Origin of the sequence: Sphaerisporangium rhizosphaerae (assembly GCF_042665155.1) — a bacterium.
In the GTDB taxonomy this organism is placed as follows: Bacteria; Actinomycetota; Actinomycetes; order Streptosporangiales; family Streptosporangiaceae; genus Sphaerisporangium; species Sphaerisporangium rhizosphaerae.
In genome coordinates this window covers 70283-82734 of the sequence record NZ_JBHTCG010000032.1, presented here as the reverse complement: position 1 = coordinate 82734, position 12452 = coordinate 70283, and the positions used below count along the sequence as shown (strand labels likewise).

Below are 12452 nucleotides of genomic sequence, written 5' to 3'. Positions count from 1 at the left end.
GTAGACCCGCCGCCGCGGCCATGCCATAGGGATCTCCCTATTCGTGATCAGCGACGCCCGCCGACGGGCCGGGGACGCCGAGCACCCGGCGCGCGATCTCGACGAGCAGCTCACGGGGCACCTCGACGGCCGACTCGCCGTCCAGCACGTGCCGCAGGTCGCCGCGGGCTTCGGGGTCGGTGAGCGTCACGCCCTGCACGACGAAGGTGCCGCGGTCGGTCTCGTAGAGCGAAGGGCAGGCGCCCGCCTCCGAGGTGGAGCCGAGAAAACGCAGACGCATGACCGACCGTCCTTCCCCCCGCGAGGCCCCCATTTGGCCGCAATTGCGCGCAATTGTAGAGGAAAGAGGGCGTCGCTGTCCCCTATGTCCAGTAGATAACCCGCGCTCCCCGGCTGCCGGTCATGTGCCTGGCTGGTCAGTCACCGGTGACGCCGTCCAGCATCTCCCGCAGGATGTCGATATGACCGTTATGTCGGGCGGTCTCCTCGACGAGGTGGTGCAGGATCCAGCGCAGCGTGACCCGCGTCCCGTCCCGGAGCGGCTCCTTGGCCACCGTGTCCAGGCTGAGCGGGGCCAGCAGCTCGCGGTAGCGCGCGCACTGCTCCTCGTACTCCGCGAGGAGCCGGCTCAGGGGGATCTCCAGAGCGATCCGCATCTCGCGGTCGGGATCCTCCTCCGTCCACGGCGCGTGCTCCTCCTCGCCCAGGAGCCGGACCTGGACCCAGGAGTACTCGACCCAGCGCAGATGGCTCACCAGCCCGCTGATCGTCGTCAGCGGCGAGGACGGCAGCAGGGCCTTGCGCGCGTTCTCCTCCGACAACCCCTCACACTTGGCGTGCACGGTGGCCCTCACGTAGTCGAGAAGGGTCTCCAGCGTGGCCCGCTCGTCCCAGGCGGACGGAATATCGGTGCGTGTATTCATGGAGGGCAGCATTTCGGACGTGGTGCTCGCTGTCGAACGATTAAATCATCTGACCTGCGCCTTCGCCGGCCCGGCGGCGTGGGTACGCCTTGGGGATGGGATGCCTCAGGACCCGTCGGGCCGGCCGGGTCGGCCCGGGTCGGGTCGGCTCCGGTCGGGTCCGGTCGGGTCCGGTCCGGTCGGGTCCGTCAGTTCAGGTCAGGTCTGTGAAGGGGCGGCGGGTTCGTCCCGGGGGATCCAGGACGCCGGCCGCTTCTCCATGAACGCCCGGATGCCCTCCTGGCCCTCCGGTGAGGTGAAGCGCTGCGCGGACAGCTCGGCCATCCGGCGCATCCCCTCCTCCACCGGCAGGGACGGCACGGTGCGCACGAGCTGCTTGGTGATCGCCAGGGCCTCGGGGCCGCCGCGCAGCAGCATGCCGGCGTAGTGCTCCACCGTCGCGTCGAGGTCCCCGGCCGGCACCGCGCGGGTGAGCAGGCCGATCTCGGCGGCGCGGGCGGCGCCGAACACCTCGCCGGTCAGGAAGTACTCGGCGGCGGCGCGCGGCTCCACCCGGCGCAGCACGGTGACCGAGATCATGGCGGGGACCACGCCGAGCCGCACCTCGCTGAAGGCGAACGTCGCGGAGTCGGGGGCGATCGCGAAGTCGCAGGCCGCCACCAGCCCGAGCCCGCCCGCGCGGGCGGTGCCGTTCAGCCGGCAGATCACCGGCTTGGGGCTGTCCCAGATCAGGCTCATGACGCCCGGGAAGGTCGCGGTCACCGGCGCGTCGTGCGGCCGGGCGTCCGCGGCGGGCGCCTGTTCCTTCAGGTCGGCGCCCGAGCAGAACACCGGCCCGGCGCCGGTGAGCACGATGACGCGCACGCCCTCGTCCGCGAGGGCCCGGTCCAGGGCCCGCTCCAGCTCGCCGAGCAGGCGGACCGACAGCGCGTTGCGGTTGGCGGGGGAGTCGAGCGTGACCGTCGCGACGCCGCCGCGGGCCTGGTAGCCGACCAGCGCGGTCATCGGCCCTCCTCGATGACGGCGAGCACGGCCCCGGCCTCGACCTGGCGCCCCGGCGCCACGTTCAGCGCGGAGACGACGCCCGCCGCCGGGGCGGAAATGCGGTGCTCCATCTTCATCGCCTCCAGGATCAGGATCGGCTGCCCCTCGTCGACCTTCTCGCCGGGGGCGACCTCGACGCGCAGAACGGTACCCGGCATGGGCGCGAGCAGAGAGCCGGGGGCGACGCGCGTCACCGGTTCCGGCAGCCTCGGCAGCGCGACCAGCCGCACCGAGCCGAGCGGCGCGTCCACGTGCGCGACGTCGTCGTAGCGGGCGACGGCGAACCGGCTCACCACCCCGCCGACGGCCAGGACGACCTGCTCGGGGGCGGCCGAGACCAGCTCCACCTCTGGCAGGCCCTCGGCCGCCAGTCCGTCCCGGGTGAGCTGGTAGGCGACCTCCACCCGGCCCTCCGGCCCGTCGAAGGCCGCCCGCTGCGGCTGGGAGGGCACGTTGCGCCAGCCGCTCGGCAGCCCGCCCAGCGCCGGGGCCGCGGCCCGGTTGGCGGCGGCGGCCGCCAGCGCCGCGGCCAGCGCGAGAACAGGCAGGACGGCGCCGTCAGGGTCGCCGGCGGGGGAGGGCGCGGAGAGCAGGTCGTGCCGGTCGAGGAATCCGGTGTCGGTGTCGCCCGCGAGGAACGCCTCGTGCCGCAGGACGCGCACCAGCAGGTCGCGATTGGTGGTCAGGCCGTGCAGGCGGGCCCCGGCCAGCGCGGTCGCCAGCCGCCGCGCCACGGCCGCCCGGTCGGGGCCGCAGGCGATCACCTTGGCCAGCATCGGGTCGTACCGGACGCCGACCACCGACCCGCTCTCCACCCCCGAGTCCAGCCGCAGGCCGCACGGCCCGGCCACCCGGCCCTCAGCGGGCTCGCGGCCGTCCACCGGCGGCGCGAGATCCGGCTCGCCGCTGCCCACCGGCCGGGAGCCAGCAGGGTCGCGGTCGTCCACCGGCCGGGTGGCAGCGGGCCCGCGGTCGTCCACCGGCCGGGCGACGGGCGCCGCGGTTCGCGCCTCGCGCGCCGCGGCCGGCACCGTGAAGCGGGCGTCCACGCCGGGGATCTCGAACAGGTGGAGGGTGCCGCTCTGCGGGCGCCAGTCGTGGGCGGGGTCCTCGGCGTACAGGCGCACCTCGATGGCGTGGCCGCTCGGCTCGGGCGGCGCGGCCGGCAGGCGCGCGCCCTCGGCGATCTGCAGTTGCAGGCGGACCAGGTCCACGCCGTACACGCACTCGGTCACCGGGTGCTCGACCTGCAGGCGGGTGTTCATCTCCAGGAAGGCGACCGTGCCGCCCGCGACGAGGAACTCCACCGTGCCCGCGCCGACGTACCCGATGGCCTCGGCGGCCCGGACGGCGGCGTCCAGCAGCACCGCTCGCACGCCGGGGGAGACCCCGGGCGACGGCGTCTCCTCCACGACCTTCTGGTGCCTGCGCTGGATGGAGCACTCGCGCTCGCCGAGCGTCCACACGGTGCCGTGCGCGTCGGCGAGGACCTGCACCTCGACGTGCCGGGCGTTCTCCAGCAGCGGCTCGGCGAACACGGTGCCGTCCCCGAACGCGGCCAGCGCCTCGCGCCCGGCCGCCGCGACCGCCTCCGGAAGCTCCGCCGGGTCGCGCACGACACGCATCCCGCGCCCGCCGCCGCCCGCCGAGGCCTTCACCAGCACCGGGAACGAAAGGCCGTCGCCGCCCGCCCCCTCCGGGCCGGAACCCGCCGGTTCCCCACCCGTGGGTACGGAACCGGCCGGCCGCTCACCCGCGAACGCGGGATCGGCCGGCTGCTCACCCGCGACCGCGGGACCCGCCGGCCGTTCGCCCGCCGGCGCCGGATGGGCGAAGGTCAGCGACGGCAGGACCGGGACGCCGGCCTCGGCCATCAGCCGCTTGGCGCCGATCTTGGAGCCCATCGCGGCGATGGCGTCCGGACCGGGCCCGACCCAGGTCAGCCCGGCCGAGAGCACGGCGCGCGCGAACGCGGCGTTCTCCGACAGGAACCCGTACCCGGGATGGACGGCGTCCGCGCCCGCCCGCAGGGCCGCCTCGACGAGCGCCGCGGCGTCGAGATAAGTCTCGGCCGGCCGCTCGCCTTGCAGCCGGACCGCGAGGTCGGCCTCGGCGACGTACGGCGAGGCGGCGTCGTCGCCGGCGAACACGGCCACCGTCTCGATGCCCAGCTCGCGGCAGGTGCGGAAGATCCTGCGGGCGATCTCGGCGCGGTTGGCCACCAGTAGTCGTCTGATCACGTGCTCACATCCGGAAGACGCCGAAACCGGCGGGCGCAGGATCGGGCGCGCCGGCGATGGCCGACAGGCACAGCCCGAGGACGGTGCGGGTGTCGCGCGGGTCGATCACCCCGTCGTCGTAGAGCCGGCCGGACAGGAAGAACGGCAGCGACTCCGCCTCGATCTGGGCCTCGACCATCTGCCGCATCGCCGCGTCGGCCTCCTCGTCGTACACCTGGCCGCGCGCCTCGGCCGCGGCCCGCCCGACGATCGACAGCACTCCGGCGAGCTGCGCCGGGCCCATGACCGCCGACTTGGCGCTCGGCCAGGAGAACAGGAAACGCGGGTCGTACGCCCGCCCGCACATGCCGTAGTTACCGGCGCCGTAGGAGGCGCCCATGACGACGGTGAGGTGCGGCACGGTCGAGTTGGACACCGCGTTGATCATCATGGCGCCGTGCTTGATGATGCCGCCCTGCTCGTACTCCTTGCCGACCATGTAGCCGGTGGTGTTCTGCAGGAACAGCAGCGGCGTGCGCGCCTGGTTCGCGAGCTGGATGAACTGGGCGGCCTTCTGGGCCTCCTCGCTGAACAGCACGCCGCGCGCGTTGGCCAGGATGCCGATGGGGTGCCCGTGCAGGGTGGCCCACCCGGTCACCAGGCTCGCGCCGTACAGCGGCTTGAACTCGTCGAACTCGCTGGCGTCGACGATCCGGCCGATCACCTCGCGCGGGTCGAAGGGGATCTTGAGGTCCTCGGGGACGACGCCGAGCAGCTCGTCCTCGTCGTGCAGCGGGGGCCGCGCGCCGTTCGGTGCGGGGCGGACGGGCCGGCGCCGGTTGAGCCGGGCGACGATGCGGCGGCCGATGCGCAGCGCGTCGTGCTCGTCGGCCGCCAGGTGGTCGGCGAGGCCCGAGACGCGGGCGTGCATCTCGGCGCCGCCCAGCGACTCGTCGTCGGACTCCTCGCCGGTCGCCATCTTCACCAGGGGCGGGCCGCCGAGGAAGACCTTGGCGCGTTCCTTGACCATGACCACGTGGTCGCTCATGCCCGGGACGTACGCGCCACCGGCGGTCGAGTTGCCGAAGACCAGCGCGATCGTCGGGACGCCGGCCGCCGACAGGCGGGTGAGGTCGCGGAAGATCCGGCCGCCCGGGATGAAGATCTCCTTCTGGGTCGGCAGGTCGGCTCCGCCGGACTCGACCAGGTTGACCAGCGGCAGGCGGTTCTCCAGCGCGATGTCCATCGCGCGCAGGGTCTTGCGCAGGGTCCAGGGGTTGGAGGTGCCGCCCCGCACGGTCGGGTCGCTGGCGATGATCACGCACTCGACGCCCTCGATGACCCCTATGCCGGTGACCACGCTCGCGCCGACCGGGAAGTCGGTGCCCCAGGCCGCCAGCGGCGACAGCTCCAGGAACGGGGAGTCGGGGTCCACCAGCAGCTCGACGCGCTCACGGGCGAGCAGCTTGCCGCGGCGGTGGTGGCGCTCGACGTACTTCGGGCCGCCGCCCGCGACGGCCTTGTCCTGCTCGGCCGACAGCTCGCCGAGCCGGGCGAGCATGGCCGCGCGCCTGGCCAGGTAGTCGGCGCTCGTCGAGTCGAGCCGGCCGCCGATCACGCCCATCCGCCACCTCCTCCGCGTCGTCGCCGCCCCGGAGGGCGTCCCGGGCGGTCGCGCCCGGCGCCCGTACTCGGTGCCTGGGCTCAGAACGTAGTACACCGCCCCGACACCCGGGCCCGCCGGGGGGATCTTCGGCCCGCGCCGCCGGCCGGACCGCCGATGAGGCGCCGGGATGGCCGTGGACGAGGCCGCGGGATGGGCGGACCAGGCCGCGGGGAAGGACTCGGGCGGGGACGCGGCGCGGCGTCAGCCGCAGTGGGACCAGCCGCTCTTCCAGGAGGCGGTGCCGTAGGAGCCGCCCCAGATGACGCAGACCTGCTTGGCGGCGACCCGGACCGGGCCCGCGTAGGCGGTGTAGGAGCCGCTGTCGGAGCCGGTCGCGCCGCCCTTGACCTGGAGCAGCACGCCCATCTTCACCTTCTGCGGCGTGACGTACTTGCCCATCGTGACCACGCAGTTCTTGCCCGCGGCGCCGCTGTAGAGCAGGTAGACGGTGGCCGATCCGAGCGAGTGGGAGTCCACGGCCTTGTAGCCGGAGCCGCACACCCCGGCCGCCGTGTACGGGTTCGGCTTGGGGGAGGGCTTCGGGGTCGCGGACGGCTTGGGGCTGGCGCTGGGGGAGGGCTTCCTGGTCGGCGACGGGGACGGCTTGGGGGTGGGCGTCGCCTTCGGAGTCGGGGTGCGCGACGGCGCCGCGGAGGGGCCGCGCGAGGGCGTGGCGGAGTGCCGGGGGCCGGTGGACGGCGGCGCGGGCAGGCCGGTGGCGCTCGCCCTGGCCGTGGGGGTGGCGCGCCGGGTGCGGGACGGCGAGGCGGGCGGCGGCTCGGAGGGCGACTCCACCCCGCCCACCGTCGCGTCCACGGTGGGCCCGGCGCCGGGCGACGCCGTGCTCGCCGGCGCGGCCTGGTTGCCGAAGGAGCCCGACTGCGCGAGCACGACGGTGCCCGCGGTCACGACCGCCGCGGCCAGCCCGGAGGCGATCGCGAGGGCGGCCGTGCGCCCGGCGCGCGGCTTGCCGCCGTGCCGGGTGGCGCCGGGACGCCGCGGATCACCCGCCGCCCGGCCCGGCCCACCGGCCGCGGGCCCCGAGGGACCGCCTCCCTGACCATGGACGGGCGCCGCCCCGGCGGGACCCTGAGCGCGGCCGGGCGCCTGCCCGGCGGGTGCCTGAGCGTGGCCGGGTCCCTGAGCGTGGCCGGGTCCCGGGACGGGCCCCTGGCCGGTGGCGAAGGCGCCGCTCGGGGCGGGGGAGGGGCGGCCCAGGAGGTGGGCGACCAGGTCGTCGGCCTGCGGGCGGCGGGCCGGGTCCTTGGCCAGGCAGGCGGCCACCAGCGGGCGCAGCGGACCGTCCAGGGCGGTGAGGTCCGGCTCCTCGTTGAGAATGCGGTTGATCACGGCCGGAATGGAGTCCGCGCCGAAGGCCGGGCGCCCGGTGGCGGCGAAGACGATGGTCACGGCCCAGGCGAACACGTCGACCGCCGGGGTGACCGCCGCGCCGGCGAGCTGCTCGGGCGCGAGGTAGGACGGCGTGCCGAGGGTGTCGCCGGTGGCGGTGGCCCCCGGGGCGTCCAGGGCGCGGGCGATGCCGAAGTCGATGACGACCGGCCCCTCCGGGCCCATCAGCACGTTGGCGGGCTTGAAGTCGCGGTGCAGGATGCCGGCGCGGTGGATGGCGGCGAGCGCGGTGGCCGTGGAGACCGCCAGGCGGTCCAGCGCGGCGCCCCGCCGCGGGCCCTCCCGGTCGACGAGCTGGCGCAGGGACGGGCCGGGGACGTACTCGCTGACGATGTAGGGCTGGTTGCCGGCCAGGTCGGCGTGCAGCACCGAGGCGGTGCAGAACCGCGCCACCCGCTGCGCGACCGACACCTCGCGCAGGAACCGCGAGCGCGCCTCGGCGTCCCCCGACAGCCGGGCGTGCAGCAGTTTGATGGCCACGGGCTCGCCCGCGCCGGCGCGGCCGAGGTACACCACCCCCTGGCCACCGTCTCCCAGCCGGCCGACGATCTCGTAGGCGCCCAGCCGGCGCGGGTCCTCGTCCGTGAGCCCCTGTGCCACCCCAGACCCCCGATAAAGCGATATGTCAGCACTTCGCGTGATGAACGGTACCAGTGGGGCCCCAGGTAAAGGGCGCTGTCAGATCGCTTTGCCGGGGTTGAGGATGCCGAGGGGGTCGAAGACGCGCTTGATCCCCTGCTGCACCTCGGTCACGAGCGGACCGCTCTCCAGGCCGAGCCAGCGGCGCTTGAGCAGGCCGACGCCGTGCTCGCCGGTCAGCGTGCCGCCGAGCTCCAGCGCCGCGCGGAAGACCTCGTCGGCCGCGGCCCAGACGTTGGGCGGCGGCTCGGGCAGGCCGCGGTCGAAGATGAACACCGGGTGCAGGTTGCCGTCCCCGGCGTGCGCGACCGTGCAGATGTGCGCGTCGTGCCGGACGGCGGCCCGCTCGATGAGGGTGATCATGTCGGGCAGCGCCGAGCGGGGGACGCAGACGTCCTCCACCAGGCAGGCGCCCAGCCGCTCCTTGGCGGTGTAGGCCAGCCGGCGCAGCCCGATCAGCTCCTCGGTCTCCTCCGGCGTCGAGGACACCGCGACGAAGCCCGCGCCGTTGGCCTCGCACAGCCGCTCCATCTCGGCGGCGTCGCCGGGCAGATGCCCGTCGGCCTGGGCGATCAGCATGGCCCGCACGCCCGGGTCCAGGCCGATGTTCTTCCAGGCGTCGATGGCCTCCAGGGTGCCCCGGTCCATCAGCTCCAGCAGCAGCGGCTGGCAGCCGGCGGCGACGATCGCGGCGACGGCGTCCCCGGCGGCGCGCGGCGAGGGGAACTCGGCGGCGATCGTGACCGGCGGGACCGACGGCGCCCGCCGCAGCCGCAGGGTGGCGGCGGTGATGACGCCCAGCGTGCCCTCCGAGCCGACGAACAGCCCGGTGAGGTCGTAGCCGGTGACGCCCTTGATCGTGCGGCCGCCGGTGGCGAGGATCCTGCCGTCGGCCAGCACGACCTCAAGGCCGAGCGTGGAGTCGCGGGTGACGCCGTACCGCACGCACCGCAGCCCGCCCGCGTTGGTGGCCAGGTTGCCGCCGATCGTCGAGATCTCGTAGGAGGAGGGGTCGGGGGCGTACATCAGGCCGTGCGCCCGGGCGGCCCGGTCGAGGTCGGCGGTGATCACGCCGGGCTCGACGACGGCGACCTCGTCGGCGGGGGACAGCTCGCGAATGGCGGTCATGCGGGCCAGAGACAGCATCACGCAGCCCTCGACGGCCGTCGCCCCGCCCGCGAGCCCCGTGCCCGCCCCGCGGGGCACCACCGGGACGCGGTGCTCGCTCGCCCAGCGCATGGTGGCCACCACGTCGTCGCGCGTCTGCGCCGCCACCGCGCACAGCGGCTTGCCCGGCTCCAGGAAGGTCTGGTCGCGGGCGTAGGAACCGGCCACGTCCGGATCGGTCAGAACCCGGCCGGAGGGCAGCGCGTCGATGAGGGAGTCAACGGGATTCACGTCTGTGACTGTACGTTCTCCCGCCGCGCGTGCCGAGCCGGACCGGAATCCCCCGTCCCGGCTCCGGAGGGCCGGTGCGAAAGCGGCGAAGTGATGTGCACCTGGGGTGGGCCGAGGGGCCGGATGCCCGGAAACCGCGACAGGACCGGGGCGGAACCCTCGGAAACCGCAATCGGATCGGACTCGCCAGGATGACGATTTCGCAACATCCGCTGTCGGCTTTACTACTCCTTTACCTTTTCGTCTAACGTCCGCTTTGCCGAATCTGGGGCGTTCGTTGGCTAAGCGCCGCAGATCTCCACCGTTGGCGTGTCCATTCACGGCACGCCTTGACGTCGCCCGGACACCCCGGGCGGAGGAGGAAACCTCGTTGTCACGCAGAGTCAGGCGTCTCGTCGCCGCGCTGCCGGTTCTCGGGCTGGCGGCGGCGGGCCTCGCGGTCACGGGTGCCGCGGCGCCCGGTGACACCTCGGTCGCCAAATATAAGCCCAGCGCGAGCGACTACTACATCAACTACGCGCCCCCGAGGGTTCAGAGCGAGAGCGCCTCGAAGGCGGAGGAGAAGGTGGACACCGGAGCGGCCAAGCGGCGCCGCGACGTGCCCACCGCCGAGGAGATCGACCACAAGTTCTCCCTGGGCAACCCGGTCGCCGCCCGTGAGCTCACCAAGCGCGAGCACACGGCCGTCCGCACCGGCAAGAACCCCTTCGAGTTCCTGTACAAGAAGGCCAAGGTCACCCAGCAGGCCAAACTGCTCACCCTTCTGGTCGAGTTCAACGAGAACGCCAACGACGACTTCTCGGGTTTCAGCCACCCCAAGAGCACCGACGAGCCGGACGTCTGCGTCACCGAGCCGGCCGGAACCAAGGTGAACGGGCCGCTGCACAACACCATCCCGAACCCCGCCACCGCAGCCGGCGGCGGCAAGGACAACAACTCCATGTGGGTGAAGGACTTCAACAACGCCCACTACAACAACATGCTCTACTCCAGCAAGGGCATCACCCAGCGGGTCCGCACGGACCTGAAGGACCCTCGCGACGGCAAGCCGGGCATCGACATCTCCGGCTACACCATGAAGAACATGTACGAGGAGATGTCCAAGGGCGCCTACACCGTCACCGGTGAGGCCCTGGGCTGGATCAAGGTCCCGCACTCCGAGGCCTGGTACGGCGCGGGCGCCTGCGGCGCCGCCATCCAGGACAGCTCCGGCCACCCGGACAACCCGCGCGGCACCGCCCAGATGGGCGTCGACGCGGTGAACATCCTGGCGCAGCAGAACCCGAGCTTCCCGTGGGCCGACTACGACAAGGAAGACACCTCCGACGCCGACGGCGACGGCAACTACAACGAGCCGGACGGCGTCATCGACCACCTCGTGCTCGTGCACGCCGGTGAGGACAAGTCCGGCGGCGGCGGCGCGCAGGGCACCTTCGCGATCTGGGCGCACTCCAGCGCGATCCCCGGCGGCTACACCATCCCCGGCACCAGCATCAAGATCTCGAACTACATCGTGCAGCCGGAGGACTCCGGCGTCGGCGTGTTCGCCCACGAGTACGGCCACGACCTGGGCCTGCCGGACCTGTACGACGCCACCGGCGCCGGCGACAGCGACGTGGAGTTCTGGGACCTGATGTCCACCGGCTCGCACTCCGGGCCGATCTTCCAGTCGATGCCCATCCACATGGGCCTGTGGGACAAGTGGGTCCTGGGCTGGGCCAACCCCAAGGTGCTCAACCCCGGTGACGGCACCAAGCTGCTCACCGTCGGGCAGTCGTCGCGCACGCCGAAGCTCACCGAGGACGGCGTCCGGCTCAACCTGCCCGACAAGGACGTGGTCCTCACCACCCCGCACAGCGGCAGCAAGGTGTGGTGGTCGGGCAACGACCAGGACTGGGCCGACGTGCGGATCACCCGCGACGTGACCGTCCCCGCGGGCACCGACACCAAGTTCCGCTTCTGGAACGACTACACCATCGAGCAGGACTGGGACTACGGCTTCGTCGAGGTCTCCACCGACGGCGGCACCACCTGGTCCGAGCAGAAGATCTACGGCGAGGACGGCTCGCTCGTCTCCACCGGGGACGACTACGCCGACCCCAACAAGCGCATGAAGGACTACGGCAACAAGAAGTACGGCCTGACCGGCGACTCCGGCGGCTGGCAGCACTACTACGCCGACCTCGCGCCGTTCGCCGGCAAGAGCGTCAAGCTGCGCCTGCGCTACGCCACCGACGCCGCCGCCGAGGAGCGCGGCTGGTTCGTCGACGACCTGTCGATCACCAGCGGCGCCACCACCGTGTGGAGCGACGACGTCGAGCAGGGCGCCAACGGCTGGACCGCCACCGTCGGCACCTTCGTCGACACCACCGGCGCCGGCTGGACCCAGCACTCCGGAGCCCTCAAGAGCGCCCAGTACTACCTGGCCGAGTGGCGCAACCTGGACGGCTTCGACAAGGGCCTCAGCTACACCTACGACACCACCTGGAACCGCGACGGCGCCTGGAAGGTCGAGAAGGTCCCCTACAACGCCCCGGGCATGCTGGTCTGGCTGCGTGACACCTCGCTCGGCTACAACAACGCGGCGTCCAACATCTGGTCGCTGCCGTCGGCCGGCGCCAAGGGCCAGCTGCTGCTGGTCGACTCGCACTTCGACCCGCTGCGCCGCACCGGGAAGGCCGCCGAGGTCGACCCGAGCGTGACCAAGAACATCCCCTCCCGCCCGCAGGCCTCCAACGCGGCGTTCGGCTTCAACAAGACCTACTCCTTCAAGGAGTGCCTGGAGTCGGCGCCGTTCGTCGAGGCGTGCACCTCGTTCAAGCCCCAGGAGCCGGTGAAGGCCTTCACCGACGCCAAGGGCTGGTACCCCGGTCTGGAGTCCCGCGAGGACGGCCTGTACTACCGCTTCCGCGACGGATCGGTGGTCGTCCCCTCCAAGGGCGACCAGCCGTACTCGGTGCGGATCGTCAACGCCGACGGCACCCCCGCCAAGGACCTCTACGGCGAGACCGTCAACGGCTTCACCCTCGGCACCGGCAACCCCGGCGACGAGGGCAAGCAGCTCGGCGCGCAGGTCAAGCTGATCGCGCCGCTGCCGGGCAACCTGGGCGTGATCGCCCAGTTCACCGCGCCGAAGAAGTAGATCGGCACGGA

The 12452-nt window shown here is 73.1% G+C and carries 8 protein-coding genes; 1 reads left to right on the top strand and 7 read right to left on the bottom strand.

Going from position 1 to position 12452, the window contains the following annotated elements; translation table 11 throughout:
- Window positions 1-37: 37 nt before the first annotated feature.
- From ACFQSB_RS32520 to ACFQSB_RS32490, 7 genes are all read right to left on the bottom strand, one after another.
- Window positions 38-280, bottom strand: a complete 243-nt coding sequence (locus tag ACFQSB_RS32520) for a hypothetical protein (RefSeq protein ID WP_354839466.1) — start codon at window positions 278-280, stop codon at window positions 38-40.
- Window positions 281-416: 136 nt separating this feature from the next.
- Window positions 417-923 (bottom strand): DinB family protein, encoded by a 507-nt coding sequence (locus ACFQSB_RS32515; protein WP_380830668.1) that lies wholly within the window; start codon window positions 921-923, stop codon window positions 417-419.
- Window positions 924-1121: 198 nt separating this feature from the next.
- A complete protein-coding gene (locus tag ACFQSB_RS32510; protein WP_380830667.1) occupies window positions 1122-1928 on the bottom strand; it encodes an enoyl-CoA hydratase-related protein in 807 nt (268 codons plus the stop codon).
- Window positions 1925-4207 carry an ATP-binding protein gene (locus tag ACFQSB_RS32505; RefSeq protein WP_380830666.1) on the bottom strand — a complete coding sequence of 761 codons (2283 nt, stop codon included), beginning with the start codon at window positions 4205-4207 and terminating at the stop codon, window positions 1925-1927. Before ACFQSB_RS32505 ends, ACFQSB_RS32510 begins: the two co-directional genes overlap by 4 nt.
- A 4-nt stretch (window positions 4208-4211) precedes the next feature.
- Window positions 4212-5810, bottom strand: a complete 1599-nt coding sequence (locus ACFQSB_RS32500) for an acyl-CoA carboxylase subunit beta (protein WP_380830665.1) — start codon at window positions 5808-5810, stop codon at window positions 4212-4214.
- 243 nt (window positions 5811-6053) lie between these two features.
- Window positions 6054-7862: a serine/threonine protein kinase gene (locus ACFQSB_RS32495; RefSeq protein ID WP_380830664.1), complete on the bottom strand. Its 1809-nt coding sequence runs from the start codon at window positions 7860-7862 to the stop codon at window positions 6054-6056.
- A 78-nt stretch (window positions 7863-7940) separates the two neighbouring features.
- The gene (locus ACFQSB_RS32490; RefSeq protein WP_380830663.1) at window positions 7941-9299 is read right to left on the bottom strand and encodes an FAD-binding oxidoreductase; all 1359 of its coding nucleotides are present in this window, start codon (window positions 9297-9299) and stop codon (window positions 7941-7943) included.
- Window positions 9300-9669: 370 nt separating this feature from the next.
- Here ACFQSB_RS32490 and ACFQSB_RS32485 point away from each other — a divergent pair, with 370 nt between their 5' ends.
- The gene (locus ACFQSB_RS32485) at window positions 9670-12441 is read left to right on the top strand and encodes an immune inhibitor A domain-containing protein (protein WP_380830662.1); all 2772 of its coding nucleotides are present in this window, start codon (window positions 9670-9672) and stop codon (window positions 12439-12441) included.
- Window positions 12442-12452 lie beyond the last annotated feature (11 nt).